This is a genomic window from Acetobacter garciniae, from assembly GCF_017377735.1.
GTDB lineage: Bacteria > Pseudomonadota > Alphaproteobacteria > Acetobacterales > Acetobacteraceae > Acetobacter > Acetobacter garciniae.
This window is the reverse complement of sequence record NZ_JAFVMH010000001.1, coordinates 417,553-441,980: the sequence shown is the minus strand read 5'-3', so window position 1 is coordinate 441,980 and position 24,428 is coordinate 417,553. Positions and strand designations below refer to the sequence as shown.

36 protein-coding genes are annotated in these 24,428 nt (G+C 60.5%); all 36 read right to left on the bottom strand.

The features are described 5' to 3' along the window. Positions 1-114: 114 nt before the first annotated feature. Positions 115-291: a DUF1328 domain-containing protein gene (locus J2D77_RS02015; RefSeq protein ID WP_207844583.1), complete on the bottom strand. Its 177-nt coding sequence runs from the start codon at positions 289-291 to the stop codon at positions 115-117. A gap of 55 nt (positions 292-346) precedes the next feature. Then, entirely contained in the window at positions 347-580 is a 234-nt protein-coding gene (locus tag J2D77_RS02010) for a hypothetical protein (protein WP_207844581.1), read from the bottom strand. 174 nt (positions 581-754) lie between these two features. After that, on the bottom strand, positions 755-1,573 hold the full coding sequence (locus J2D77_RS02005; RefSeq protein ID WP_207844579.1) for an ABC transporter ATP-binding protein: 819 nt from the start codon (positions 1,571-1,573) through the stop codon (positions 755-757). After that, a complete protein-coding gene (locus J2D77_RS02000; protein WP_230975402.1) occupies positions 1,561-2,343 on the bottom strand; it encodes an ABC transporter permease in 783 nt (260 codons plus the stop codon). Before J2D77_RS02000 ends, J2D77_RS02005 begins: the two co-directional genes overlap by 13 nt. Beyond that, positions 2,322-3,377, bottom strand: coding sequence for an ABC transporter substrate-binding protein (locus tag J2D77_RS01995; RefSeq protein ID WP_207844575.1), 1,056 nt, complete (start codon positions 3,375-3,377; stop codon positions 2,322-2,324). The genes J2D77_RS02000 and J2D77_RS01995 overlap by 22 nt, the downstream gene beginning before the upstream one ends. 206 nt (positions 3,378-3,583) lie before the next feature. Further along, positions 3,584-4,009 (bottom strand): 50S ribosomal protein L17, encoded by a 426-nt coding sequence (rplQ, locus tag J2D77_RS01990; protein WP_207844573.1) that lies wholly within the window; start codon positions 4,007-4,009, stop codon positions 3,584-3,586. Between the two features lie 31 nt (positions 4,010-4,040). Further along, positions 4,041-5,060: a DNA-directed RNA polymerase subunit alpha gene (locus J2D77_RS01985; protein ID WP_207844571.1), complete on the bottom strand. Its 1,020-nt coding sequence runs from the start codon at positions 5,058-5,060 to the stop codon at positions 4,041-4,043. Positions 5,061-5,169: 109 nt separating this feature from the next. Further along, positions 5,170-5,562, bottom strand: coding sequence for a 30S ribosomal protein S11 (gene rpsK, locus J2D77_RS01980; RefSeq protein ID WP_207844569.1), 393 nt, complete (start codon positions 5,560-5,562; stop codon positions 5,170-5,172). Between the two features lie 66 nt (positions 5,563-5,628). Then, positions 5,629-6,006, bottom strand: coding sequence for a 30S ribosomal protein S13 (gene rpsM / locus J2D77_RS01975; protein ID WP_207844567.1), 378 nt, complete (start codon positions 6,004-6,006; stop codon positions 5,629-5,631). 117 nt (positions 6,007-6,123) lie between these two features. Further along, the gene (locus tag J2D77_RS01970; protein ID WP_207844565.1) at positions 6,124-6,792 is read right to left on the bottom strand and encodes an adenylate kinase; all 669 of its coding nucleotides are present in this window, start codon (positions 6,790-6,792) and stop codon (positions 6,124-6,126) included. Next, the gene (secY, locus tag J2D77_RS01965) at positions 6,789-8,141 is read right to left on the bottom strand and encodes a preprotein translocase subunit SecY (protein WP_207844563.1); all 1,353 of its coding nucleotides are present in this window, start codon (positions 8,139-8,141) and stop codon (positions 6,789-6,791) included. Before secY ends, J2D77_RS01970 begins: the two co-directional genes overlap by 4 nt. Positions 8,142-8,281: 140 nt before the next feature. Next, a complete protein-coding gene (gene rplO / locus J2D77_RS01960; protein ID WP_207844561.1) occupies positions 8,282-8,770 on the bottom strand; it encodes a 50S ribosomal protein L15 in 489 nt (162 codons plus the stop codon). Position 8,771: 1 nt separating this feature from the next. Beyond that, entirely contained in the window at positions 8,772-8,957 is a 186-nt protein-coding gene (gene rpmD, locus J2D77_RS01955) for a 50S ribosomal protein L30 (RefSeq protein WP_141374292.1), read from the bottom strand. After that, complete coding sequence (gene rpsE / locus J2D77_RS01950) at positions 8,950-9,525, bottom strand: 30S ribosomal protein S5 (protein ID WP_207844559.1); 576 nt, start codon at positions 9,523-9,525, stop codon at positions 8,950-8,952. The genes rpmD and rpsE overlap by 8 nt, the downstream gene beginning before the upstream one ends. 15 nt (positions 9,526-9,540) lie before the next feature. Next, positions 9,541-9,903 carry a 50S ribosomal protein L18 gene (gene rplR, locus J2D77_RS01945; protein WP_207844557.1) on the bottom strand — a complete coding sequence of 121 codons (363 nt, stop codon included), beginning with the start codon at positions 9,901-9,903 and terminating at the stop codon, positions 9,541-9,543. Next, on the bottom strand, positions 9,903-10,436 hold the full coding sequence (gene rplF / locus J2D77_RS01940; RefSeq protein WP_207844555.1) for a 50S ribosomal protein L6: 534 nt from the start codon (positions 10,434-10,436) through the stop codon (positions 9,903-9,905). Before rplF ends, rplR begins: the two co-directional genes overlap by 1 nt. A gap of 13 nt (positions 10,437-10,449) precedes the next feature. Continuing rightward, positions 10,450-10,848 (bottom strand): 30S ribosomal protein S8, encoded by a 399-nt coding sequence (gene rpsH, locus J2D77_RS01935; RefSeq protein ID WP_207844553.1) that lies wholly within the window; start codon positions 10,846-10,848, stop codon positions 10,450-10,452. A 9-nt stretch (positions 10,849-10,857) separates the two neighbouring features. Further along, positions 10,858-11,163, bottom strand: coding sequence for a 30S ribosomal protein S14 (gene rpsN / locus J2D77_RS01930; protein ID WP_207844551.1), 306 nt, complete (start codon positions 11,161-11,163; stop codon positions 10,858-10,860). A gap of 72 nt (positions 11,164-11,235) precedes the next feature. Beyond that, a complete protein-coding gene (rplE, locus tag J2D77_RS01925) occupies positions 11,236-11,805 on the bottom strand; it encodes a 50S ribosomal protein L5 (protein ID WP_207844549.1) in 570 nt (189 codons plus the stop codon). 10 nt (positions 11,806-11,815) lie between these two features. Then, positions 11,816-12,136, bottom strand: a complete 321-nt coding sequence (rplX, locus tag J2D77_RS01920) for a 50S ribosomal protein L24 (protein ID WP_207844547.1) — start codon at positions 12,134-12,136, stop codon at positions 11,816-11,818. Further along, positions 12,136-12,504, bottom strand: coding sequence for a 50S ribosomal protein L14 (rplN, locus tag J2D77_RS01915; RefSeq protein WP_207844545.1), 369 nt, complete (start codon positions 12,502-12,504; stop codon positions 12,136-12,138). Before rplN ends, rplX begins: the two co-directional genes overlap by 1 nt. Before the next feature lie 17 nt (positions 12,505-12,521). Then, positions 12,522-12,791: a 30S ribosomal protein S17 gene (gene rpsQ, locus J2D77_RS01910; RefSeq protein WP_207844543.1), complete on the bottom strand. Its 270-nt coding sequence runs from the start codon at positions 12,789-12,791 to the stop codon at positions 12,522-12,524. 11 nt (positions 12,792-12,802) lie between these two features. Then, on the bottom strand, positions 12,803-13,039 hold the full coding sequence (gene rpmC, locus J2D77_RS01905) for a 50S ribosomal protein L29 (RefSeq protein WP_207844541.1): 237 nt from the start codon (positions 13,037-13,039) through the stop codon (positions 12,803-12,805). 1 nt (position 13,040) lies between these two features. Then, positions 13,041-13,457: a 50S ribosomal protein L16 gene (gene rplP, locus J2D77_RS01900; protein WP_048852983.1), complete on the bottom strand. Its 417-nt coding sequence runs from the start codon at positions 13,455-13,457 to the stop codon at positions 13,041-13,043. An 18-nt stretch (positions 13,458-13,475) separates the two neighbouring features. Then, the gene (gene rpsC, locus J2D77_RS01895) at positions 13,476-14,153 is read right to left on the bottom strand and encodes a 30S ribosomal protein S3 (protein WP_207844539.1); all 678 of its coding nucleotides are present in this window, start codon (positions 14,151-14,153) and stop codon (positions 13,476-13,478) included. A gap of 3 nt (positions 14,154-14,156) precedes the next feature. After that, positions 14,157-14,567, bottom strand: coding sequence for a 50S ribosomal protein L22 (gene rplV / locus J2D77_RS01890; RefSeq protein WP_207844537.1), 411 nt, complete (start codon positions 14,565-14,567; stop codon positions 14,157-14,159). A gap of 8 nt (positions 14,568-14,575) precedes the next feature. Then, entirely contained in the window at positions 14,576-14,854 is a 279-nt protein-coding gene (rpsS, locus tag J2D77_RS01885; protein ID WP_006557760.1) for a 30S ribosomal protein S19, read from the bottom strand. Between the two features lie 13 nt (positions 14,855-14,867). Further along, complete coding sequence (gene rplB, locus J2D77_RS01880; protein WP_207844536.1) at positions 14,868-15,698, bottom strand: 50S ribosomal protein L2; 831 nt, start codon at positions 15,696-15,698, stop codon at positions 14,868-14,870. Between the two features lie 16 nt (positions 15,699-15,714). Then, entirely contained in the window at positions 15,715-16,050 is a 336-nt protein-coding gene (locus J2D77_RS01875) for a 50S ribosomal protein L23 (protein ID WP_207844534.1), read from the bottom strand. Further along, positions 16,047-16,661, bottom strand: a complete 615-nt coding sequence (gene rplD / locus J2D77_RS01870; protein WP_207844532.1) for a 50S ribosomal protein L4 — start codon at positions 16,659-16,661, stop codon at positions 16,047-16,049. The genes J2D77_RS01875 and rplD overlap by 4 nt, the downstream gene beginning before the upstream one ends. Before the next feature lie 4 nt (positions 16,662-16,665). Further along, on the bottom strand, positions 16,666-17,349 hold the full coding sequence (rplC, locus tag J2D77_RS01865; protein WP_207844530.1) for a 50S ribosomal protein L3: 684 nt from the start codon (positions 17,347-17,349) through the stop codon (positions 16,666-16,668). A gap of 10 nt (positions 17,350-17,359) precedes the next feature. Further along, a complete protein-coding gene (rpsJ, locus tag J2D77_RS01860) occupies positions 17,360-17,668 on the bottom strand; it encodes a 30S ribosomal protein S10 (RefSeq protein ID WP_007282720.1) in 309 nt (102 codons plus the stop codon). Between the two features lie 105 nt (positions 17,669-17,773). Next, positions 17,774-18,964, bottom strand: coding sequence for an elongation factor Tu (gene tuf / locus J2D77_RS01855; RefSeq protein ID WP_207844527.1), 1,191 nt, complete (start codon positions 18,962-18,964; stop codon positions 17,774-17,776). Between the two features lie 87 nt (positions 18,965-19,051). Then, entirely contained in the window at positions 19,052-19,528 is a 477-nt protein-coding gene (rpsG, locus tag J2D77_RS01850; RefSeq protein WP_207844525.1) for a 30S ribosomal protein S7, read from the bottom strand. 14 nt (positions 19,529-19,542) lie between these two features. Continuing rightward, positions 19,543-19,914, bottom strand: coding sequence for a 30S ribosomal protein S12 (gene rpsL / locus J2D77_RS01845; protein WP_003622698.1), 372 nt, complete (start codon positions 19,912-19,914; stop codon positions 19,543-19,545). Positions 19,915-20,246: 332 nt separating this feature from the next. Continuing rightward, positions 20,247-24,422, bottom strand: coding sequence for a DNA-directed RNA polymerase subunit beta' (gene rpoC, locus J2D77_RS01840; RefSeq protein ID WP_207844523.1), 4,176 nt, complete (start codon positions 24,420-24,422; stop codon positions 20,247-20,249). Positions 24,423-24,428 lie beyond the last annotated feature (6 nt).

Here is a 24,428-nt window from a genome sequence, read left to right as displayed (position 1 = left end):
GGGCACCGATTACCGGCACCCGGGTTTTGTCATTCCTGTTGCTGAAAGCCTGAAAAGCCCACCGCGCGGTCTTCTCGTGCGGTGGGCTTTTTGCTGCGTTTTTTCCCGCGCGCCCTATTTCATGACCGAACGGCCGAAGAGAAGGGCGACCACGAGAAAGGCCACGAACAGAATGATGGCCAGGAAAAACAGGATTTTCGCCACTCCTGCCGCCGCGGAAGAAATGCCGCCAAAGCCGAACACACCCGCGACAAGCGAGACGACAAGAAAAAATAAAGCCAGTTTCAACATACGAGACAGCCTCCTGTTTTTCCCCTGCCATCCCCCAAGGGAAGGGCAGGACCAATTATTGACGGCGTTTGAGCAAGGCCCCGGCAAGGAAGCCCGCGAAAGCGCTGGTGGCAAGAGCAAGGCCCGGCTGGTCGATCACGATATCCCTGCACGCCTCGCTTGCCGCACAGCGTGAGTGGGGCTGCAAGGCATCGTAACTTTTCAGCCGGCTGAAAAGACCCTCCACGCCATCCTGCACACTTCCAACGCCCTCTTCCAGCACATAATGAACTTTACGATCAGCGCTCATTGAAAAACGTCCTTCCACACAAAGGGTTTAGGGAGCGTTAACATAACGGCACCCTTGCGTTCCGCCCATGCCCGGCCAGGCTACCCCAGCAGCGCCACAACGTCATGCTAGGCCAGGGCACGTGCCGGGGCTAACGCCAGTCCTGTAACGCCTGTCCTGCCGGCCCGGCCTTCCCTAGATTTCGGCCGAACGCCAATATGGCGCACCACCCGGATCGGGCTCACCCCCGATCATGGCCCGCAGCCGCGCCGCATAGGTTCTGAAAGCGGGGCTGTCGGGGCTACGGTCAGGCAGATTCAGCACGATCTCGCCCGTTATATGGGCGGGCGGGCCGCCGGCCAGCACCACCACACGGGTCGCCAGACGCAGGGCTTCCTCTATGTCGTGGGTCACGAACAGAACGGTCTTGCGTGTCTGCGCCCAGATCCGGCCCAGTTCTTCCTGCAAGCCGCTGCGCGTTATGGGGTCCAGGGCGCCGAATGGTTCGTCCATCAGCAGCAGGTCGGGGTCCACGGTCAGTGCCCGGGCAACCCCCACGCGCTGCCTCTGCCCACCTGACAGGCGCCGGGGCCAGCGCGTGGCCTCACCTTCCAGTCCGACCAGTTGCAGCGCCTTCAACGCCCGCTCACGCCGGGCCGTAGCCGCAAGGCCAAGCCCTTCAAGCCCGAATTCCACATTGCGCATGACCGAACGCCACGGCATCAGCCTGGCGTCCTGGAACACCATGGCCCGGCTGCGTCGTCCGCCCTCCACCTGACCGGACCCCACGGCACAGGCCCGCCCGCCCACCAGCCCTTCGGTCGGGCGGACCAGCCCCATCAGCACCCGCAGCAGGGTGGACTTGCCAACGCCCGACGGACCCAGAACGGCCACGAATTCCCCATGCCGCAGGCTGAGGCTGACATCGCGGAAAACAAAGCTTTTCCCGCCATCATGCGAAAAGCCCACCTTGTCCAGGCGGGCCACCATGTCTGCCTCGGTCATGGTTGCCACCGGAGAACCCAGTTGCGAACGAGACCGAACAGGAAATCGGTAATTGCGTACAACAAAGCCATGGTCAGCATGTAAACGACGACCACGTCCGTCGCCAAGAGGCTGGATGCCTGCATCATGCGTGCGCCAATGCCCGGCACGCCGAAAAGCTCCGCCGCCACCACGGACATCCACCCCTGCCCTAGCCCGGTGCGCAGCCCTGCCATGATGCCGGGCGCCGATGCGGGCAGCACGACCTTGAGCAACCGGCCCCAGAAACCGCCATGCCCGAAGGCTGCCGACAATTCGAACAGTTCCGGGTCAACCCCGCGCACAGCACTATGGGCGGCGTAGAAATTGATCCAGAAAACCGAGATCGCGATCACGAAGGTCGCCCCGGCGGTGTTCAGCCCGAACCACAGAATGGCAAACGGCACCCAGGCCAGGCCGGGCACCGGCCGCAACAGGCGCACCACCCCTTCGAGCAGATTGTCCAGCACGGCACCCATGCCGCACAGAATACCCATGCCAGCCCCTAGGACGGAGCCGATCAGCAGCCCGAGGCAATAATGGTGCAGGCTGTCCAGAATGGCCTGCTGCCAGAAACCGCCGCGAATTTCGGCCAGCCAGGCCGGTCCCAGATCGCTTGGCGCGGGTACCATGCCAGCCGGCAAGGCACCCAGACGCACGGCAATTTCCCACCCGCCGAAGAAAAGAACCAGCCCGAGAAGACTCAGCCCGATACGCGTTGAACGACCCAATCCTTCCTTCACTGCTGGGCCTGCCGCCATAATGTGAGGTCAAACAGGTCTTCCACCGGCTGTTCCTGGCGCAGCAGCCCCTGGGCTACCTCGAAAGCCTGAAGCTCCTTCACCGAGCCTTCGATCCGCGCGGGATCGCTGACAAAATCCGGGGCCGAACGCTCCAGCGCCTTTTTCATGATATCATCGCTCAGCAGGCCGCCGCCCAATGCCTTCTGCACGTAAGGTGCCGCATCGTCGGGCTTTTGCGCCAGCAGGGTGGTGGCCCGCACGAACAGGGCGGTCAGCGTCTTGGCCCAGGCCTGGTGATCGGGCGTATTGGGGCGGACAATCGCCAGCACGGACCCCGGCTGATCGGGCATCATGTCATGCCCGGTGGCAAAAATCCGCGCACCGGGAACGCGCGCCGTCACCACCGTCACCGCAGGTTCACGCAGGACGGCGGCATCCACCGCACCCGCCAGGAACGCCTGCTGCGCCGCGTCGATATCCAACCCGACAATGGACGCCACAGAGTTGATATCCGCAACGCCAAGCTGCTTCTTCAGCCAGTAGCGCGCCAGCGTGTCCGGCACGGAACCGGGGGGCTGGGCAGCCAGCTTCGCTACATGTCCCTGCGTCTTGCTGAACTGGCCCAGCGCGTCCTTCATGCCCTGCGCGGACAGCCCGCCCGCCGATCCAGCCTGCTGGCCAACCTGCTGGGCGGCTGCGGCAAGTGCCCCGCGTGCGACGACCGAGAGTTCCTCGACCGAGCCCACGGCCACCACCTTGACATCCACGCCGTGCGCGCGTGCCTGCAACAGCGGCAGAACGCCCGCCACATAGGCATCGATCCGGCCTGACACCAGGGCCTGAATGGCCTGCGGGCCAGAGGTAAAGCGTACAAGCTGCACGTCCAGCCCGGCCTGTTTGGCCCAGCCCATTCCGTCCAGAACGAACAGGGCAGACGAACCCAGAACCGGAATGTAACCGACACGCACGGTCTCATTCGCTTCGGCCCGGCCCGACACCCCTGCCGCGAACAGGCTGACACCCACAAGCAGCTTCAGAAATAAACGTCTCATATCATTACCACCCCGCCCTGGCAGGCTATATACTCACCACACATCGTGGAGCGCCACATTATCTCACACTTTATATAAGTGAAAATATAAAATTTCCTTGTTTTTACAGAATTTAGATCACTTCCACGCTTCAAAATCGACTGAACATAAAAAAAGCCGGCCCGAAATTCGAGCCAGCTTTTTTAAAAGCAACGGGTTAGTGCCGATCAGGCAGCCAGATCCTGCTTATCTTCAACCTCAGGGCGGGGGCCGCTATCCTGGCCCTTCGCGCTGACATCGCGATCCACCAGTTCGATCACCGCCATCGGGGCCGCATCGCCATAGCGCACGCCAGCGCGCAGGACGCGCGTGTAACCACCCGCACGGGCCTTGTAGCGCTCGGCAATTGCCGCAAACAGCTTGCGAACGATCACATCGTCACGCAGCACGGCATGGGCCTGACGACGGGCGTGCAGGTCGCCGCGCTTGCCGAGCGTAATCAGCTTTTCCACCACGGGGCGAAGTTCCTTCGCCTTGGGCAGGGTCGTGGTGATCTGCTCGTGCTTGATCAGGGCCACAGCCATGTTGCGGAACATGGCTGCACGATGGGAAGAAGTAACGCCGAGCTTCCTGCCGGCAATACGGTGACGCATGGTTCAGTTCCTAGATGTCTGAAAAGGTGACTTAAAACGGCTCATCAAGCCGCTTGGCCAGCTCTTCGATATTTTCCGGCGGCCAGGCCGGCACATTCATACCCAAGGACAGCCCCATGGAGGTCAGAACTTCCTTGATTTCGTTCAGGGACTTGCGGCCGAAGTTCGGCGTGCGCAGCATTTCCTGCTCGCTCTTCTGAACCAGGTCCCCGATATAGATGATGTTGTCGTTCTTCAGGCAGTTGGCACTGCGCACCGACAGCTCAAGCTCATCGACCTTGCGCAGCAGGTTGCGGTTGAACGGCAGGTCATCTTCCGGCTCATCCGCCTGGACCGGGCGCGGCTCATCGAAGTTGATGAAGAGCTGGAGCTGGTCCTGCAGGATGCGCGCGGCCAGGGCCACGGCGTCTTCCGGCGTTACCGCGCCATTCGTCTCAACCGTCAGCAGCAGCTTGTCATAATCGGTGACCTGCCCCACACGCGTGGGCTCCACCTTGTAGGACACGCGCTTGACGGGCGAATAAATGGCATCCACCGGAATAAGGCCGATCGGCGCATCTTCCGGGCGGTTGGACGCCGCCGCAACATAGCCCTTGCCCGTATTGACGATGAATTCCATGCCAAGCTTCACGCCGTCATCCAGCGTGCAGATCACGAGATCGGGATTCATGATTTCGATATCATGCCCGGTCTGGATCTGGCTGGCGCGAATTTCGCCCGGGCCGGTCGCCGTCAGCACCATGCGCTTGGGCCCTTCGCCGTGCATGCGCAACGCCAGCTGCTTGATGTTGAGGACGATGTCGGTGACATCTTCGCGCACACCCGCAACAGACGAGAACTCATGCAGCACGCCGTCGATCTGCACTGCGGTGACAGCCGCCCCCTGAAGGGAAGACAGCAGCACGCGACGCAGCGCATTGCCCAGCGTCATGCCGAAACCGCGCTCCAGAGGCTCCGCCACGACGGTTGCGATGCGGGCGGGCTCGACACCGGATTCGACTTCAAGCTTCTCTGGCTTGATCAGAGATTGCCAGTTTTTCTGAAGGACCAAGGTACCGGCCTTTCAATAGGAAAAATCACTGCCGGGCAGCGATTTCTCTGAAGTGGACACAACAACTGAAAAGCGGCCCCTGCGCAGGGGGCCGCTTCCCGCTCAGGCGTTAGACGCGACGGCGCTTGCGCGGCCGGCAGCCATTGTGCGGAACCGGCGTCATATCACGAATGGAGGTAATGACAAAACCAACAGCCTGCAGTGCCCGAAGAGCGCTCTCACGCCCCGAACCGGGACCGGAAACTTCGATCTCGAGCGTTTCCATGCCGTGTTCGCGGGCCTTGCGGCCGGCATCCTCGGCAGCCACCTGCGCCGCATACGGCGTGGACTTGCGTGACCCCTTGAAGCCCTGCGCACCAGCGGAAGACCAGGAGATCGCATTCCCCTGCGCGTCCGAAATGGTGATCATGGTGTTGTTGAATGTGGAGAGCACGTGCGCCACGCCAGAAATAATGTTCTTACGTTCTTTTTTGCGAACACGCGGTGTTGCGGCTTTCGCCATGTCTTTTCTACCCCAGCCCCTGCCCGGATCCTGCATGTGCAGGCCGGGCTTTTAGCAAAAATTGGATTAACGCGTGACTTTCTTCTTGCCGGCGATCGCCACGGCCTTGCCCTTGCGGGTGCGGGCGTTGGTGTGGGTCCGCTGACCACGCACCGGCAGGCCACGACGGTGGCGCAGGCCACGGTAGCAGCCCAGGTCCATCAGGCGCTTGATGTTCATCGCCACTTCGCGGCGAAGGTCGCCCTCCACGCGGTAATCGCCATCGATCACTTCGCGCAGCTTCTGGATTTCATCGTCGCTCAGCTCGTTCACGCGCTTGGCTTCGGAAATACCCGTCGCCTTGCAGATGTCCGCAGCCCTTGTCGCGCCAATCCCGTAAATATACTGAAGCCCGATCACAACCCGCTTGGTGGTCGGGACATTCACGCCGGCAATACGTGCCACGCCTTATACTCCTGTTCGCCCGCCTTGTCGGCGAACGGCTCATAGCCCTTCTATGGGCGGATTTCACTTGGTGGCCGCGAAATATACCGACCACCGGCACAAGTCAACGAAAACTGTTCACTTCTTCGTGAGCGCAGGGTTTTCCCCAAGCGCTGCTTCGATTTCCGCGGTCACGCCTTCAGCGGGAAGCATCCCGTTTATGGTGTGGAGAAGACCCAGTTTTTCATAAAACGGTAGAATCGGCGCCGTCAGCTTCCGATACTCCTTCAACCGCTCCACGACTGTCTCACGCTTGTCGTCGGCACGGCGCTTGAATTCATGGCTGCCACAGGCATCGCACACGCCGGCCTGCTTGGGCGGGTTGGAGACCTCGTTATAGGTCCGCCCGCAATTCGCGCAGGTGAAACGACCGGAAATCCGGTCGGCCAGGATTTCCTCATCCACGTTCAGGAACAGCACCACGTCGATGCGCTTCCCGTCCGCCTTGAGCATCTGGTCCAGTTCCTCGGCCTGCGCGAGCGTGCGCGGAAAGCCGTCTAGGATAAACCCGTTCTGGCAATCCTTCTGGGCGATACGATCCTTGAGCATGGCAATGATCAGGGCGTCGGGCACGAGCTTGCCGGCATGCATCAGGGCCTTCGCCTCCGCCCCGATGGCGGAGCCGCTGGCCACTTCGGCACGCAGCATGTCCCCGGTCGAGATCTGTACCAGCCCATAACGCTCTTCCAGCAGTTTGGACTGTGTTCCCTTGCCGGCACCCGGGGGGCCCAGGAAAATGATGTTCATCGCCGGATAATCCTCTGCTTCCTCGCACCCCGTCCCTTGCGCATCAGACCCTGGTACTGGTGCGCCACCAGGTGCGATTGAATCTGCGTGACCGTATCAATCGTGACCGAGACGATAATGATCAGGCTCGTCCCGCCAAAGTAGAACGGCACATTATAGTGGCTGATCAGTATCTGTGGCAGAAGACACACGGCAACCATGTAGGCGGCGCCGATTGTCGTCAGCCGCGTCAGTATCCGGTCGAAATAGGATGCCGTCGCAGCGCCGGGGCGCACGCCGGGAATAAAGCCACCCTGCTTGCGCAGGTTATCGGCCGTTTCCGTCGGGTTGAAAGTGACCGCCGCATAGAAATACGAAAAGAAGATGATCATCAGCGCATAGAACAGCATATAGAGCGGCTGCCCCTGCCCCAGTTCCTCACCCAGGAAGGACACCCAGCCCGGCAGGGACTTCCCGTTCATCAACCCCGCCAGCGTGACGGGAATAAGCAGCACGGATGAGGCGAAAATGGGCGGGATGACCCCGGCCGTATTCACCTTGAGCGGCATATGCGTCGTATCGCCGCCGAACATGCGCTGGCCCATCTGCCGTTTGGGATACTGGATCACCACGCGACGCTGCGCCTGTTCCATGAAGACGATGAACATGATCGTCACCGCCGCCAGGACAAGGAACAGCAGCACGAAAATAGGTGAAAGTGCCCCGGTGTACCCCAGTTCGAAGAGGCTGGCCAAGGCGTGCGGCAGGTTGGCGACAATACCGGCGAAAATGATCAGCGATATGCCGTTGCCCACGCCGCGCGACGTAATCTGCTCGCCCAGCCACATGAGGAACATGGTACCCCCCACCAGGGCGGTCACACAGGTGACCAGGAACAACGGGCCAGGATTGACCACCGCAGCCCCGCTCTGCACGTTCTCCAGCCCCAGGGCGATGCCATAAGCCTGGAAGACGGCGATCAGCACCGTCAGGTAGCGCGTGTAGGCGTTGAGCTTCTTGCGCCCAGACTCCCCTTCCTTCTTGAGCGATTCAAGCGAGGGGATGGCGGTCGACATCAACTGCACGATAATCGACGCTGAAATGTAGGGCATGATATTCAGGGCGAACACCGTCATGCGCCCCAGCGCACCGCCGGTGAACATGTTGAACATGCCCAGAATACCGCCCTGATGCTGCGCAAGCAGCTGCCCCATAACCGTGGCGTCCACTCCGGGAACCGGAATGTAGGTGCCCAGGCGATAAACAATCAGGGCACCCAGCGTAAACCAGATCCGCTTCTTGAGTTCTGTCGCCTTGGCGAACGAGCCGACGTTAAAGTTGGCAGCCAGTTGTTCGGCCGCGGAAGCCATGCATCCGTCCTTTCACACAAACAGCGCCACCACGGGGTGTGGCGACGCTGGCATGTCGGCCCGGAAAATCCAGGCCGCATTTCCGATACGAACAGGAAAAAGGGAGAACAGTTGCAAGCACCGTTCTCCCCTGCCCATGATCAGGAGGCGCTGGCTTCCACCACCGGAGCCGCCAGCAGCGTGATGCTGCCGCCGACCTTCTCGATAGCCGCCCGGGCCGAGGCCGAAACGCCCGACACTTCGAACGTGACGCCCTTTGTCAGCTCACCCTCGCCCAGGATACGCACCCCGGCGTACTTGCCGGTGCCGACTAGGCCAGCCTTCTTGAGCGCTTCTTCCGTCACCGGAGCACCGTTTTCAAGCTTGCCATCCGCCAGGGCCTGTTCGATCGCACCCAGATTAACGGGGGCATAGACCTTGCGAAAGATGTTCTTGAAACCGCGCTTGGGCAGACGACGATAGATGGGGAGCTGACCACCTTCAAACCCGTTCAGGGACACACCCTCACGTGCCTTCTGGCCCTTCACACCCTTACCGGACGTCTTGCCCTTGCCGGAACCGATACCGCGCCCAAGGCGCTTCTTGCGGTAGCGCGAGCCTTCGTTATCGCGAAGTTCATTCAGTTTCATGTCAATCCTCCACCTTCACCAGGTGGGCTACCTTGCGGACCATACCCCGTGTGGACGGGGTATCTTCCAGAACCTTCTCACGGCCGATCTTGTTCAGACCCAGCCCGATCAGGGTTTCTTTCTGGCCGGGCTTGCGACCGTTTCCGGAGGCAACCTGCACGACCTTGAAGGTTTTTTTCTCAGACATCGGCGGCCTCCGCACCGGCAGCCTGGTCACGCTTGCCGAAAATCTCAGCCACTTTCTTGCCACGACGGTTGGCGACAGCACGGGGGCTGGCGCAGCGCGTCAGGGCGTCGAACGTCGCCTTGACCATGTTGTGGGGGTTCCGGGTCCCCAGGGACTTGGCCACCACGTCATTGATCCCGAGGCTTTCAAACACGGCGCGCATCGGCCCACCCGCGATGATACCCGTCCCGGCTTCCGCCGAACGCAGGATCACCTTGCCGGCACCGAAATGGCCCGCCACGTCATGATGCAGCGTGCGCCCTTCCTTCATGGGCACACGGATCATGGCGCGCTTGGCACGTTCCGTCGCCTTGCGGATCGCCTCAGGCACTTCACGGGCCTTGCCCGCGCCGAAGCCCACACGCCCCTTCTGGTCACCAACGACGACCAGAGCAGCAAAGGCAAAGCGCCGACCACCCTTCACAACTTTCGCGACGCGATTGATGGTAACCAGCTTGTCTACCAGCTCATCAGCTTCGCGCTCACGCTCACGGCCGCCACGACCGCCTTCTCTTGGTTCACGAGCCATTGCGTGATCCTTTCCTCAGAAGGAGAGACCGCCCTCTCGGGCCGCCTCCGCCAGGGCCTTCACACGCCCGTGATAAAGATAAGATCCCCGGTCGAAAACAACCTGGGAGACGCCAGCCGCAACGGCACGCTGTGCAACCAGCTTGCCAACAGCACCAGCGCTGTCCTGCGTTGCGCCGGTCTTGAGGCCAGCCCGCAGTTCCTTATCCAGCGTGGACGCCGAAGCGAGGGTGATACCCTGCGCGTCGTCGATCACCTGAGCGTAAATATTCTTGCCAGACCGGAAGACCGACAGACGAGGACGGCCACCAGCCTTGCGGCGAAGCTGGAAACGAAGGCGCGCACGCCGCCGGTTCCGCAATTCCTGCTGAGTGCTCATTATTTCTTCTTGCCTTCCTTGCGACGAATGGTCTCCGTATCATAACGCACGCCCTTGCCCTTGTAGGGTTCCGGCTTGCGGTAGCTACGAATGTCCAGTGCCACCTGACCCACACGCTGCTTATCAATCCCCTCTACCACGACAGCCGTCGGCCGCGGGGTGGAAATCTTGATACCAGCCGGGATCGGATAGACCACGTCGTGGGAAAAACCGAGATTGAGCACCAGGTTGGAGCCCTGCACGGCTGCACGATAACCGGTGCCGTTGATTTCCAGGGTCTTGGAGAACCCTTCGGAAACACCCTTGACGGCAGACGCGATCAGCGCACGCGTGGTGCCCCACATCATGCGCGCCTGGCTGGCGGTGCCAACCGGCTGCACGACGACCTTGCTGTCCTGCACTTCCGCGGTAACGTGCGAGGAAATCGGCAGGGACAACTCGCCCAGCTTACCTTTGGCCTTGAACAGGCCATCCACGATGGAAACGCTGACCCCTGCCGGCACATCCACGGGATACTTGCCTACACGTGACATGTATGTATCCCCCTTAGAATACGCGGCAGAGGACTTCGCCGCCAACATTGGCGGCCCGTGCCTCTACATCGGACAGAACACCACGCGGCGTGGACAGGATGGAAACACCCAGCCCGGCGCGCACGCGCGGCAGTTCCTTGATTTTGGAATAAACGCGGCGGCCAGGGCGGGAAACGCGCTGGATTTCACGAATGACCGGCTCACCCTCGGCGTATTTCAGCTCGATGTGAAGCTGAGCGATACCCTTGCGGATTTCCTCACGCTTGTAGCCACGGATGTAACCCTCGCGCTGCAGCGCCTCAAGCACATTGGCACGCAGGCTGGACGCCGGAGCCACGCAGGAGTTGTGACGCGCACGCTGAGCGTTACGAATACGGGTGAGCATATCACCCAACGGATCAGAAAGTGACATGTCCCGCCCTTACCAGCTTGCTTTCACCACTCCCGGAATCTGGCCGGTAGACGCCAGATCACGGAAAGCGATACGACACAGCTCGAACTTGCGGTAGTTACCGCGAGAACGGCCGGTCAGCTTGCAACGCAGCCGAACGCGCACGCGAGAGCCGTTACGCGGCAATTCAGCCAGTTTCAGGGACGCGTCAAACCGGTCTTCCACGGGCAGAGACCGGTCCATTACGATATTCTTGAGAGCGGTACGCTTCTCTTTATCCCGTGCCGCCATGCGCGCGCGCTTCGCATTACGCAGGATGGCAGATGTTTTAGCCATACAACTTTACCTCCGGAACCCTTCGAAAACCTTCGATGGTTTTCCAAGATCACACAATTACGCCAGCCTGTATCACCCCACGAAGGGAAGATCAAATGCCTTCAGCAGAGCCTTGGCTTCCGCATCGGTTTTAGCGCTGGTTACAAACACGACGTCCATGCCGCGCACATCATCCACCTTGTCGTAATCGATTTCGGGGAAGATGATCTGCTCTTTCAGGCCCAGCGCGAAGTTGCCGCGTCCGTCAAAGCCTTTTGTCGCGGGCAGGCCGCGGAAATCGCGGATACGCGGCATGGCGATCGTCACCAGGCGGTCGAGAAATTCGTACATTCTCACCCGGCGCAGGGTCACCTTGCAGCCAATCGGCAGACCTTCACGGATCTTGAAACCCGCGATCGCCTTCTTGGCCAGCGTCTTCACGGGCTTCTGGCCCGCGATCAGCGTCATTTCCGCAACAGCGGCATCAAGCTTCTTCTGGTCACCCGCGGCTTCGCCAACGCCCATGTTCAGGACGATCTTCTCGAGCCGGGGCACCTGCATTTCATTGCTGTAGCCAAACTGCTCTTTCAGCTTGGCCCGCATTTCGTCCTTGTAGCGCTGTTGAAGGCGCGGAAGGGAACGACTTTCGTTATGCGCACTCATTCCAGGTCTCTCAGCTTTCAATCACTTCGCCAGTTGCTTTCGCAACACGAACTTTCTTGCCGTTTTCCAGCACCCTGAAACCAACGCGGGTCGGCTTCTTGGAGGCCGGATCAACCAGCTTCAGATTGGAGAGATGAACGGGCGCTTCACGAGCAATAATGCCGCCTTCTTCACCCATGCGGGTCGCACGCTGGTGGCGCTTGGCAATCGCCACGCCACGAACCACGGCGCGATCCTCGGAAGGACGAACTTCCAGAACCTCTCCCTGCGTCCCCTTGGAGGAACCGCTGATGACGAGAACCGTATCGCCTTTTTTAATACGGGCAGCCATTACAGCACCTCCGGCGCCAGAGAGATGATCTTCATGAACTTCTTTGCGCGCAGTTCACGCACAACCGGTCCAAAAATACGCGTGCCGATCGGCTCCTGCTGCTTGTTGATCAGCACGGCCGCGTTCCGGTCGAAGCGGATGGCGCTCCCATCGGGACGGCGGACGGGATAAGATGTCCGCACGATAACCGCCTGGTGAACGTCGCCCTTCTTCACCTTCCCACGGGGGATGGCTTCCTTGACGGAAACGACGATCACGTCGCCGACCGAGGCGGACTTCCTCTTGGAACCGCCCAGCACCTTGATGCACTGCACCTGACGCGCGCCGGAATTGTCGGCGACCTCAAGGTTGGTCTCGGGATGGATCATAACCTAATATCCTTACGTTAGGCCGAAGCGACCGCTTCCGCGCCCACGGCGTCGCCGTTGCGGGAAACCACGGTCCACGTCTTGCGCCGCGAAATGGGAGGACATTCCTCAATCCGCACGGTATCCCCGACCTTGCAGATATTGTCTTCGTCATGCGCCGCGTACTTCTTGGAACGGCGAATGAACTTCTTATACAGCGGATGCATGACGCGCCGATCGACAAGAACCGTAACGGTCTTGTCCATCTTGTCGCTGGTCACACGCCCGGTCAGGACGCGCTTGGGCATCGGCTAACTCCTCAGGCATTGGCGGCGGATGTTTTTGCACCCGCCACTGGCTTAGTATTTTGCGCGACAATCGTCTTGATGCGCGCAATTTCACGACGAACCGTACGGATACGGCTCAGGGACTCGTTCTGGCCCGTGGCCTGCTGGAAACGCAGGTTGAGCTGTTCACGCTTCAGCTCGACAAGAAGGCTCTGCAGCTCGTCAGCGGTCTTCGCACGCAAATCAGCCGGCTTCGTTGCCTTTGCCATCTCACGCATCTCCAATTCGGGTCACGAACTTGGTCTTGATCGGCAGCTTTGCCGCACCAAGAGCCAGCGCTTCACGCGCCAGTTCCGGCGGCACACCTTCGATCTCGAACAGGATGCGACCAGGCTTCACACGGGCCACCCAGTATTCCGGGGAACCTTTACCGGAGCCCATACGCACTTCCGCGGGCTTTGTCGAGACCGGAATGTCCGGAAAGATACGAATCCAGACACGACCGGCACGCTTCATCGCGCGGGTGATGGCCCGGCGGGAAGCTTCGATCTGGCGCGCGGTGATCCGTTCGGGCTGAAGCGCCTTGAGACCAAACGTGCCGAAGTTCAGCGTGGTGCCGCTTTTGGCAAGACCGTGAATGCGGCCTTTATGAGCTTTACGGAATTTTGTCCGCTTCGGGGAAAGCATTGTATTTTATCCCTCTCCTCAGCGCTGAGGAGCCTGTTCGGCCGCCCTGCGATCCTGAGCCAACGGATCATGGGCCAGAATTTCGCCCTTGAAGATCCAGACCTTCACACCGCATGCACCATAGGTGGTCATGGCGGTTGCCGTGCCGTAATCAATATCGGCGCGCAGCGTGTGCAGCGGCACGCGACCTTCGCGATACCACTCGATGCGGGCGATTTCCGCCCCGCCCAGACGGCCGGAGCAGTTGATACGAATGCCCTGCGCGCCAAGGCGCATGGCGGACTGCACGGCGCGCTTCATGGCGCGACGGAAAGCCACACGACGTTCGAGCTGCTGGGCGATGTTCTCGGCCACCAGGGTCGCGTCGATTTCCGGCTTGCGGATCTCGACGATGTTCAGCGCAACATCGGTGCCAGCCATACGGGTCAGCTCCTTGCGCAGCGCGTCGATGTCCTGACCCTTCTTGCCGATCACCACGCCAGGACGTGCCGCGTAGATGGTCACGCGCGGCTTCTTGGCCGGGCGTTCGATCACCACGCGGGACACACCCGCACCCGCCAGCCGACGGCGCAGGAAGGCGCGCAGCTTCAGGTCTTCGTGCAGCAGGCGGGAATAGTCGCTGTCTGCGTACCAGCGGCTGTCCCACGTGCGGTTGATACCGAGCCGCAGCCCGATCGGATTGACTTTATGTCCCATACCTCAGGCCGCCTTCTGCTCGGTGGAAGCCGCTTCAGGCTCGACCGCCCGCTCAGCTACAACAATCTTCAGGTGACTGAAAAACTTCTCAACGCGTGCGGAACGGCCACGCCCACGGGCGTGGAAACGCCGCATGACAATGGACTTGCCCACTTCGGCCGTCTTGACCACCAGCTGATCGACATCGAGCTGATGGTTGTTTTCCGCGTTGGCGATCGCGCTTTCCAGCGTTTTCTTGACCTGCTGGGCAATGCGACGCTTGGAGAATGTCAGCGTCGCAATTGCCTGGGAGGCAGGTTTGTTGCGGATCAGGCCGGCCACAAGATTAAGCTTGCGGGGGCTGACCCGGATATTACGCGTGATAGCTTGCGCTTCTGTTTCCGCGAGCGTGCGCGGATGCTTCGGCTTGCTCATCTGTGGTCTCAGCCCCGCTTCGACTTCTTGTCAGCGCCATGCCCGTGAAAGGTGCGGGTGGGAGAAAATTCGCCAAACTTATGGCCAACCATGTTCTCCGTCACCTGCACAGGCAGGAACTTCTGACCGTTGTAAACACCGAATGTCAGTCCCACGAACTGAGGAAGAATCGTGGAACGACGTGACCAGATCTTGATCACTTCATTGCGGCCCGATGCGCGGGATGCCTCAGCCTTGCTCAGCAGATACCCGTCGACGAACGGACCTTTCCAGACGGAACGTGCCATCTTCTATTGCCCCTTACTTGCCGGTCTTCCGGCGACGGATAATCAGACCGTCCGTCCGCTTGTTGACCCGAGTTTTGTAACCTTTGGTGGGCTTGCCCCACGGCGTAACCGGATGACGGCCACCGGACGTACGTCCTTCACCACCACCATGCGGGTGATCGACCGGGTTCATGACGACGCCGCGGTTATGCGGACGACGACCCAGCCAGCGACCGCGACCGGCCTTGCCCATGTGCTGGTTCATGTTGTCGGGGTTCGAGACCGCGCCAACCGTCGCCATGCATTCACCGCGCACGACACGCAGTTCACCGGACTGGAGCTTGAGCTGGGCATAGCCCGCGTCCTTGCCCACCAGCTGCGCATACGTGCCGGCCGAACGTGCCATCTTGCCGCCAGCGCCCTGCTTCAGCTCGATGTTGTGCACGATGGTCCCCACCGGAATGGCGGCCAGCGGCATGGCGTTGCCCGGCTTGATGTCAACGCGCGCACCCGCGATGATGGAGTCGCCCACCTTCAGGCGCTGCGGAGCCAGGATATAAGCCAGTTCGCCGTCTTCGTACTTGATCAGCGCAATGAACGCCGTGCGGTTCGGATCGTATTCAAGACGCTCCACCGTGCCGACAACGTCGAACTTGCGACGCTTGAAGTCGACATAACGGTAGGACTGCTTGTGCCCGCCGCCACGGAACCGCGACGTGATACGGCCATTGTTGTTACGGCCGCCCGTCTTGTTCTTGCCTTCAGTCAACTGCTTGACCGGCTTGCCCTTCCAAAGGTCGGACCGGTCGATCAGAACCGTACCACGCAGGCTGGGCGTGACAGGATTAAAGTGCTTCAGTGCCATTAGTTTCTACCCCTGGTCACGCCAGCTTTGCCGTCAGATCGATCGACTGACCTTCGGCAAGCTGAACAAACGCCTTCTTCACGTCGGAACGCTGACCCAGACGCCCCTTGAAGCGCTTGGCCTTGCCCTTCTGGATCAGGGTGTTGACGCCAACAACCTTCACCCCGAACAGCGTTTCGACGGCGACCTTGATTTCAGGCTTGCTGGCCGACATCGCGACCTTGAACACAACCTGGTTCTTTTCGGAAAGCGCGGTCGCCTTCTCGGTAATCACGGGAGTGCGCACGATATCGTACAACGCCTCCCGCGAGAGACGCGCGGCTTTCTTGCGCAGCGCAAGAATGTTGGTCATGCCAGGCGCTCCTTCAGTCCTTCAAGGCCGGCCTGCGTGATCGCAAGCACCTCGTGGTTCAAAATATCGTACACGTTCGCGCCGATCGTGGGCAGAACGTCGATGCGCGGCAGGTTCCGCGCGGCGCGCACGAAGTTCTCGTCAACCGCACCGTCGACAATGAGCGCCGACACCAGGCCAAGTCCCTTGAGCTTGACAGCCAGTTCGCTGGTCTTGCTCACGCCGGTCGCGGACTGCAGGACGATCAGCTTGCCGTCGCGTGCCTTCTGCGACAGGGCGGAGATCAGACCCAGGCGACGGACCTTCTTGGGCAGGTCGTAGCCATGATCGCGCGAAACGGGACCATGCACCGCACCACCTGTCCGGTACTGCGGCGCGCGCAGCGAACCCTGACGTGCGCTACCCGTGCCTTTCTGGCGGTAGGGCTTCTTGGTCGTGCCGGACACTTCGCCCATGCCCTTGACCTTGTGCGTGCCCGCACGGCGCTTGGAAAGCTGCCAGTGCACGACGCGTGCCATGATGTCCGCGCGGGGTGCGACGGCAAAAATCTCGTCAGGCAGCGTGGCGGAGCCAGCGGTGCCGTTATCAAGTGTCTTGATTTCGATTTCCATGATCTCAGCCCTCCGCCGTCACAAGGCCGGCCGGATAAGGCGCGTCACCATGGCGGGCTTTCTTGATCGCGTCACGGATGAGAACGACACTGTTCTTGGCACCGGGAATGGAGCCACGAACCATGATGAGATTCTTTTCCGGATCGACCGCAGCGATTTCCAGATTCAAGGTGGTCACGCGTTCATCGCCCAGGTGACCGGCCATTTTCTTGTTCTTGAAGGTCTTGCCGGGATCCTGGCGGTTACCGGTCGAACCATGCGAACGATGCGAAATGGACACACCGTGCGAGGCTTCCAGACCGGCAAAATTCCAGCGCTTCATGGCGCCAGCAAATCCCTTGCCCTTGCTGGTCCCCGTCACGTCGACCTTCTGGCCGACCACGAAATGGGACGCAGACAAAGTAGCGCCGATTTCCAGAGCGGCATCCGCCGCCACCCGGAATTCACGAACCACTTTCTTGGGCTCAACCTTCACGCGGGCAAAATGGCCACGATTGGGCTTCGTTACGTTCTTCACCTTGGCCTTGCCCATACCAAGCTGCACGGCAACATAGCCGTCACGCTCTTCTGTACGGGCGTCGACCACCTGCACGTCATCAACATGCAAGACGGTGACAGGCACATGCGTGCCATCTTCCTTGAACAGTCGGGACATGCCCAACTTCTTTGCGATCAATCCGGTGCGCATCGTCTGGACCTTAGAGTTTGATCTCGACATCCACGCCAGCGGCGAGGTCGAGCTTCATGAGAGCGTCCACGGTCTGCGGAGTAGGCTCAACAATATCGAGCAGGCGGCGATGAGTCCGAATTTCGAACTGCTCGCGGCTCTTCTTGTCAACGTGGGGAGAACGGTTAACCGTAAACCGTTCGATATGCGTCGGCAGCGGGATAGGACCCCGAACCCGCGCACCCGTACGCTTCGCCGTATTTACAATCTCCTTCGTGCTGTTGTCGAGCACGCGGTGATCGTACGCTTTCAGGCGAATGCGGATGTTCTGGTTGTCCATTTGTTTCTTAGTCCAACACTTAACTTGTCCGGGAAACCCGGCCGCCAAGTAAGACCCCGGCCGAACAACTCAGCCGGGGCCACTCAGTCTCGTATCCGTTATCGATTACTCGACAATGGTAGCAACAACGCCAGCACCAACCGTGCGGCCACCTTCGCGGATAGCGAAGCGCAGGCCTTCATCCATGGCGATCGGAGCGATCAGCTCCACATCCATGGCGCAGTTGTCGCCCGGCATCACCATTTCGGTGCCTTCGGGCAGATGCACAACACCCGTCACGTCCGTCGTACGGAAGTAGAACTGGGGACGATAGTTGGTGAAGAACGGCGTATGACGACCGCCTTCTTCCTTCGTCAGGATGTAGGCTTCAGCCTTGAACTTCTTGTGCGGGGTGATGGAGCCGGGCTTCGCCAGAACCTGGCCACGCTCGACGTCTTCACGCTTCGTGCCGCGCAGCAGGGCACCGATGTTGTCGCCGGCTTCACCGCGGTCAAGCAGCTTGCGGAACATTTCCACACCAGTCACGGTCGTCTTGACCGTCGGCTTCAGGCCAACGATTTCGATTTCGTCACCGACGTTCACCACGCCACGTTCGACACGGCCCGTCACCACGGTGCCACGACCGGAGATGGAGAACACGTCTTCGATCGGCATCAGGAACGGACGGTCAACCGGACGCTCGGGCTGCGGGATGTAGGAGTCAACCGCATCCATCAGGTCGAGAACGCGGTTTTCACCGATTTCCGGGTCACCGTCTTCGAGGGTCACCAGAGCGGAGCCCTTGACGATCGGCACATCGTCGCCGGGGAACTGATAGGAAGACAGAAGTTCACGAACTTCCATTTCCACCAGCTCGAGCAGTTCGGGATCGTCAACCTGGTCAACCTTGTTCAGGAACACGACCAGAGCCGGCACACCGACCTGACGGGCAAGCAGGATGTGCTCGCGGGTCTGGGGCATCGGGCCGTCAGCCGCGGACACAACCAGGATCGCGCCGTCCATCTGCGCCGCACCCGTGATCATGTTCTTCACGTAGTCGGCGTGTCCGGGGCAGTCGACATGCGCATAGTGACGCTTGTCGGTTTCGTATTCCACGTGAGCGGTGGAGATGGTGATGCCACGAGCGCGTTCTTCGGGAGCCGCGTCGATCTGGTCATACGCCTTGAACTCGGCGCCGCCCTTCTTTGCCAGCGTCTTGGTGATCGCTGCCGTCAGGGACGTCTTGCCATGGTCAACGTGACCGATGGTGCCGATGTTGCAGTGCGGTTTGTTCCGCTCAAATTTAGCCTTAGCCATTGTCTACTCCATACCCCAAAAAATATTCGGGCTGCAGTTGTTACAAGCACGCCTTCCCCGCCCAGGGGAAAGCAGAACTCTCATGGATTACCAGCGGTAGTGACTGAACGCCTTGTTGGCTTCAGCCATACGATGCGTGTCTTCGCGCTTCTTCACGGCCGCGCCGCGATTGTTCACGGCGTCAAGCAGCTCGTTGGACAGGCGGTCCTGCATGGTGTTCTCACCGCGCTTGCGCGCAGCGTCGATCAACCAGCGGATAGCCAGCGCCTGACGGCGGTCCGTGCGAACTTCGACCGGCACCTGGTAGGTGGCGCCACCAACACGGCGCGAACGCACCTCTACGGCCGGCTTCACGTTGTCCAGCGCACTGTGGAACAGCGCGATCGGATCAGACGCATTGCCGCTACGGCGTGCCATGGCATCAAGCGCGTCATAGACGATCTTTTCTGCGGTGGACTTTTTACCATCGTACATCAGGGCGTTCATGAAACGCGTGATGACGACATCTCCGAACTTCGGATCGGGAAGGATCTCGCGCTTTACGGCGCGATGACGGCGACTCATACCTGGACTTCCTCTTACTTCGGACGCTTGGCGCCATAGAGCGACCGCCGCTGGCGCCGCTTGGCGATACCCTGCGTATCGAGAACACCACGAAGGATGTGATAACGAACACCCGGCAAGTCCTTCACACGACCGCCGCGGATCAGCACAACGCTATGTTCCTGAAGGTTGTGACCTTCACCAGGAATATAGCTAACCACCTCATAGCCGTTCGTCAGACGCACCTTGGCGACTTTACGCAGTGCGGAGTTCGGCTTCTTAGGTGTCGTCGTGTAGACGCGGGTGCAAACGCCGCGCTTTTGGGGGCACCCTTGCAGCGCGGGCACTTTATTGCGCTTCACCGCAGGCTTGCGCCCCTTGGCAATGAGCTGGTTGATGGTCGGCATGCGCCTTTCCCGATCCTTACACAATTCGGCCGGCCAGTCCTGTTCCGACTGCCGACTTTCATTAAAAAGATCCCATTCGGCATTCGCCGGAATGAGGCTATATTGACATCCGGCTCCGCTTCCGCCGGAAGCCGACCGCATGCTTGAAACTCGTACAGAAAACCTGCTTGCTCGAACCACCCCGGGGGATGGCCGTAGCTGAGGGCTGCTAACTACCCTTCCCCCCCATGGAAGTCAAGCGTTGCCCGACGATTCTCTTGTCCAATCGTCGTTCGGACAAAAAAAGGGCCGGACCACGTCCGACCCTTTTCCCTGGCCTGACAGGCCAGCGCTTATTCGGCCGCGGAACGGCTGACGCGCTGGCGATCCTGCTCGGCGGCAATCGCGCGCAGGCGCTTCATCACACTGCCCGTGCCGGCCGGGATAAGACGCCCGACAATCACGTTTTCCTTCAGGCCCATGAGCTTGTCGACCTTGCCGGCTGTCGCCGCTTCGGTCAGCACGCGCGTGGTTTCCTGGAAGGATGCGGCAGAGATGAAGGACTGGGTCTGCAGAGACGCCTTGGTGATACCCTGCAGCACCGGCATGGCCTGTGCCGGACGCTCACCGGCGTTCAGGCACTTGGTGTTCTCCATCTCGAACTCGATCCGGTCAACGGTTTCGCCGATCAGGTAGGTCGTGTCACCGGGCTCCAGGATTTCAACCTTCTGGAGCATCTGGCGCACAATCACCTCGATATGCTTGTCGTTGATCTTCACGCCCTGCAGACGATAGACATCCTGAATTTCGTTGATGAGGTAGTCGGACAGCGCCTCGACCCCCATCACCTTCAGGATATCATGCGGCACGCGCGGACCGTCGACCAGCGGGTCACCCTTTTCGACAAAGTCACCTTCCTGCACGGAAATATGCTTGCCCTTGGGGATGAGGTATTCCTGCTCCTCGCTGGTCTCGTCGTTTTTGACGACGATGCGGCGCTTGGACTTGTAGTCCTTGCCGAATTCGACCCGGCCTTCCATTTCCGCGATGATGGCGTGATCCTTCGGGCGCCGGGCTTCGAACAGCTCGGCCACACGCGGCAGACCACCCGTAATGTCACGGGTCTTGGAGCCTTCACGCGGCAGGCGGGCCAGCACGTCACCTGCGGCGACCGAAGCACCGTTCTCCACCGACAGCAGGGTTTCGGGGGAGAGGAAGTAACGGGCATCAGAGCCGTTATCGAGCTTCACCACTTCGCCGTTGGCGTCCTTGAGCTGGAGGCGCGGACGCAGATCGACGCCCTTGCCTGCCTGCTTGTAGTCCACCACCACCTTGGAGGTCAGGCCCGTGACTTCGTCCATACGCTCGACAAGCGTGATGGAGTCGATCAGGTCGAGATATTCGACCTTACCAGCCTTCTCGGTAATGATCGGCAGGGTGTAGGGATCCCACTCGGCCAGCTTCTGGCCGCGGGCCACCTGCGCGCCATCGGTGATGAGCAGTCGCGCACCGTAAGGCACACGGTAACGGGCCTTTTCGGCACCGTTGTCATCCGTCAGCAGCACTTCGCAGTTACGGGCCATGACGATTGGCACGTTCTGACTGTTATGCACGACGTTGCGGTTGCGGATAACCACCCGCCCTTCGCGCGATGCCTCGATCATGGACTGCTCGGCACCACGCTGCGCCGCACCACCGATATGGAAGGTACGCATGGTCAGCTGCGTGCCGGGCTCACCGATGGACTGTGCGGCGATAACACCCACTGCCTCGCCGATGTTCACCGGCGTGCCGCGGGCCAGGTCGCGGCCGTAACACGCACCGCAGACGCCCACGCGGCTGTCGCAGGTCAGGACGGAGCGGATATGCACCACTTCCACCCCGGCGTTCTCGATCCGCTCTGCATCCGCTTCGTCGATCAGGTGGTTGCGCGCGATCAGCACATCGCCCGTTGCCGGGTCGATGATATCGCTCGCCACCGTCCGGCCCAGGATCCGCTCGGACAGGGAGGCCACGACCTCGCCACCGTCCATGACGGCGCGCACGGTCAGACCGCGTTCGCTCTCGCAGTCTTCCTCGATGATGATGCTGTCCTGCGCCACGTCGACCAGACGGCGTGTCAGGTAGCCCGAGTTCGCGGTTTTCAGCGCGGTATCGGCCAGCCCCTTACGCGCACCGTGGGTGGAGGTGAAGTAATCGAGAACCGACAGGCCTTCCTTGAAGTTGGCGATAATCGGCTGTTCGATAATTTCACCGGACGGCTTGGCCATCAGGCCGCGCATACCGGCAAGCTGCTTCATCTGCGCCGGCGACCCACGGGCCCCGGAATGGCTCATCATCCACACGGAGTTGATGGGCTTGCCGATTTCCTGCCGCGAGATTTCCTTGGTCATGGCGGCCTGCACTTCATCCGTGCAGCGCGACCAGGCATCCACCACCTTGTTGTAGCGTTCGCCAGCCGTGATTAGACCGTCCTGATACTGCTGTTCGAACTCCTTGACCTCGGCTGCCGTGCGATCGACCAGTTCCTTCTTTTCAGCCGGGATGATCATGTCATCCTTGCCGAAGGAAATGCCCGCCTTGGCGGCATGACGGAAGCCGAGCGCCATGAGCCGGTCGCAGAAAATGACCGCCTCTTTCTGCCCGCAATGACGATAGACGGTGTCGATCACGTCAGAGACGGCTTTTTTCGTCAACTGACGGTTGATCAGCCCGAAGGGAACCGCCTCGTTCTTGGGCAGGATCTGCGCGATCAGCACGCGTCCGGGCGTGGTGATGGCCATTTCATAGGACAGCTTGCCGTCGGCATCCACACGCTCGATCCGCGCGCGGATCTTGTCATGCAGTTTCAGCGCGCCGGCACTAAGCGCGTATTCCACTTCCTTGACGGAAGCGAACGTGGTCGCACCCGCCTTGATCAGCGCGCCGGTCTTGTCGTCATATTCGCTGCGATCGGGCGTTGCCTTGAATTCAGGCGTTTCAAGGCTGAGGTAATACAGCCCCAGAACAATATCCTGCGACGGCACGATGATCGGCTTGCCGTTCGCGGGGCTGAGGATGTTGTTGGTCGACATCATCAGCACGCGGGCTTCAAGCTGTGCTTCAAGGCTGAGCGGTACATGGACGGCCATCTGGTCGCCGTCGAAGTCAGCATTGAAGGCGGTGCAGACCAGCGGGTGAAGCTGGATGGCCTTGCCTTCGACCAGAACCGGCTCGAACGCCTGGATGCCAAGACGGTGCAGCGTAGGCGCACGGTTCAGCAGCACGGGGTGTTCGCGAATGACTTCTTCAAGAATATCCCACACTTCGGGACGTTCTTTTTCCACCATCCGCTTGGCGGCCTTGATGGTGGTGGCGTGGCCGTATTTTTCCAGCTTGGCGTAAATGAACGGCTTGAACAGTTCCAGCGCCATCTTCTTGGGCAGGCCACACTGGTGCAGTTTCAGCTCGGGGCCGACCACGATGACCGAACGGCCGGAATAGTCGACGCGCTTGCCCAGAAGGTTCTGACGGAAGCGGCCCTGCTTGCCCTTGAGCATGTCGGACAGCGACTTCAGCGGGCGCTTGTTCGCACCCGTAATGGCGCGGCCACGACGACCGTTATCGAACAGCGCATCCACCGCTTCCTGCAACATGCGCTTTTCGTTACGCACGATGATATCGGGCGCGCGCAGTTCCATCAGCCGCTTGAGACGGTTGTTACGATTGATGACGCGACGATACAGGTCGTTCAGGTCGGAGGTCGCGAAGCGACCGCCATCCAGCGGCACCAGCGGACGCAGTTCCGGCGGAATGACCGGCACCATGTCCAGGATCATCCATTCCGGACGCGAGCCGCTTTCGGCAAAGGCTTCGATCAGCTTGAGGCGCTTGACCAGCTTCTTGCGCTTGGCTTCGGACGTGGTTTCCTTGAGTTCCTGGCGCAGTTCGACCTTTTCAGCGTCGCAGTCGATGCGTTCGAGAACCTTCTTGATCGCTTCCGCACCGATCCCGACTTCAACGCCCTCGTCACCATATTCGTCCATGGCGTCGAGATACTGTTCCTCGGTCAGCAGGGAATACTGCTTGAGCGGCGAGGTACCGGGTTCGAGAACCAGATAGCTCTCGAAATACAGGACCTTTTCAAGATCCTTCAGCGTCAGGTCCACCATCAGCCCGATGCGGCTGGGCAGCGACTTCAGGAACCAGATATGGGCGACCGGGCTGGCAAGCTGGATATGACCCATGCGCTCGCGGCGCACCTTGGCCAACGTGACTTCCACACCGCATTTTTCGCAGATGATGCCGCGAAACTTCATGCGCTTGTACTTGCCGCACAGGCATTCGTAGTCCTTGATCGGACCGAAGATGCGCGCGCAGAACAGGCCGTCGCGCTCGGGCTTGAACGTACGGTAGTTTATGGTCTCGGGCTTCTTGATTTCACCGAAGGACCAGGACCGGATCTGCTCGGGTGAGGCAAGCTGGATCTTGATCTGGTCGAAGGTCATCGCCTGGCCGGTCTGGCCAAGAATTTTCATGAGTTCATTCATGTGCAG

Coding starts and splice junctions, on each gene's coding strand:
- rpsE (WP_207844559.1), bottom strand. CDS start 9,525: ATGGCTCGTGAACCAAGAGAAGGCGGTCGTGGCGGCCGTGAGCGTGAG.
- rpsL (WP_003622698.1), bottom strand. CDS start 19,914: ATGCCGACCATCAACCAGCTCATTGCCAAGGGGCGCAAGCCTGCGGTG.
- rplF (WP_207844555.1), bottom strand. CDS start 10,436: ATGTCACGTGTAGGCAAGTATCCCGTGGATGTGCCGGCAGGGGTCAGC.
- rpsQ (WP_207844543.1), bottom strand. CDS start 12,791: ATGCCCAAGCGCGTCCTGACCGGGCGTGTGACCAGCGACAAGATGGAC.
- rplD (WP_207844532.1), bottom strand. CDS start 16,661: ATGGAAATCGAAATCAAGACACTTGATAACGGCACCGCTGGCTCCGCC.
- rplE (WP_207844549.1), bottom strand. CDS start 11,805: ATGAGTGCGCATAACGAAAGTCGTTCCCTTCCGCGCCTTCAACAGCGC.
- rplN (WP_207844545.1), bottom strand. CDS start 12,504: ATGATCCATCCCGAGACCAACCTTGAGGTCGCCGACAATTCCGGCGCG.
- rpsG (WP_207844525.1), bottom strand. CDS start 19,528: ATGAGTCGCCGTCATCGCGCCGTAAAGCGCGAGATCCTTCCCGATCCG.
- rpsN (WP_207844551.1), bottom strand. CDS start 11,163: ATGGCTAAAACATCTGCCATCCTGCGTAATGCGAAGCGCGCGCGCATG.
- rpsS (WP_006557760.1), bottom strand. CDS start 14,854: ATGGCACGTTCCGTCTGGAAAGGTCCGTTCGTCGACGGGTATCTGCTG.
- rplP (WP_048852983.1), bottom strand. CDS start 13,457: ATGCTTTCCCCGAAGCGGACAAAATTCCGTAAAGCTCATAAAGGCCGC.
- tuf (WP_207844527.1), bottom strand. CDS start 18,964: ATGGCTAAGGCTAAATTTGAGCGGAACAAACCGCACTGCAACATCGGC.
- rplB (WP_207844536.1), bottom strand. CDS start 15,698: ATGGCACTGAAGCACTTTAATCCTGTCACGCCCAGCCTGCGTGGTACG.
- rplV (WP_207844537.1), bottom strand. CDS start 14,567: ATGAGCAAGCCGAAGCATCCGCGCACGCTCGCGGAAACAGAAGCGCAA.
- rpsC (WP_207844539.1), bottom strand. CDS start 14,153: ATGGGACATAAAGTCAATCCGATCGGGCTGCGGCTCGGTATCAACCGC.
- rpmC (WP_207844541.1), bottom strand. CDS start 13,039: ATGGCAAAGGCAACGAAGCCGGCTGATTTGCGTGCGAAGACCGCTGAC.
- rplR (WP_207844557.1), bottom strand. CDS start 9,903: ATGAGCACTCAGCAGGAATTGCGGAACCGGCGGCGTGCGCGCCTTCGT.
- rpsJ (WP_007282720.1), bottom strand. CDS start 17,668: ATGGACAACCAGAACATCCGCATTCGCCTGAAAGCGTACGATCACCGC.
- rpoC (WP_207844523.1), bottom strand. CDS start 24,422: ATGAATGAACTCATGAAAATTCTTGGCCAGACCGGCCAGGCGATGACC.
- J2D77_RS02010 (WP_207844581.1), bottom strand. CDS start 580: ATGAGCGCTGATCGTAAAGTTCATTATGTGCTGGAAGAGGGCGTTGGA.
- secY (WP_207844563.1), bottom strand. CDS start 8,141: ATGGCTTCCGCGGCCGAACAACTGGCTGCCAACTTTAACGTCGGCTCG.
- rplO (WP_207844561.1), bottom strand. CDS start 8,770: ATGAAACTGAATGAACTTCGCGATAACGAAGGCTCGCGCTACCGCAAG.
- rpsK (WP_207844569.1), bottom strand. CDS start 5,562: ATGGCGAAAGCCGCAACACCGCGTGTTCGCAAAAAAGAACGTAAGAAC.
- rplC (WP_207844530.1), bottom strand. CDS start 17,349: ATGCGCACCGGATTGATCGCAAAGAAGTTGGGCATGTCCCGACTGTTC.
- J2D77_RS02000 (WP_230975402.1), bottom strand. CDS start 2,343: ATGGCGGCAGGCCCAGCAGTGAAGGAAGGATTGGGTCGTTCAACGCGT.
- J2D77_RS01995 (WP_207844575.1), bottom strand. CDS start 3,377: ATGAGACGTTTATTTCTGAAGCTGCTTGTGGGTGTCAGCCTGTTCGCG.
- rpmD (WP_141374292.1), bottom strand. CDS start 8,957: ATGTCTGAGAAAAAAACCTTCAAGGTCGTGCAGGTTGCCTCCGGAAAC.
- J2D77_RS01875 (WP_207844534.1), bottom strand. CDS start 16,050: ATGACCAACATTCTTGCGCTGCGCAAGAAAGCCGCGCGTCTCTCGCGG.
- rpsH (WP_207844553.1), bottom strand. CDS start 10,848: ATGTCACTTTCTGATCCGTTGGGTGATATGCTCACCCGTATTCGTAAC.
- J2D77_RS01970 (WP_207844565.1), bottom strand. CDS start 6,792: ATGAACATCATTTTCCTGGGCCCCCCGGGTGCCGGCAAGGGAACACAG.
- J2D77_RS02015 (WP_207844583.1), bottom strand. CDS start 291: ATGTTGAAACTGGCTTTATTTTTTCTTGTCGTCTCGCTTGTCGCGGGT.
- rplX (WP_207844547.1), bottom strand. CDS start 12,136: ATGGCTGCCCGTATTAAAAAAGGCGATACGGTTCTCGTCATCAGCGGT.
- rplQ (WP_207844573.1), bottom strand. CDS start 4,009: ATGCGTCACCGTATTGCCGGCAGGAAGCTCGGCGTTACTTCTTCCCAT.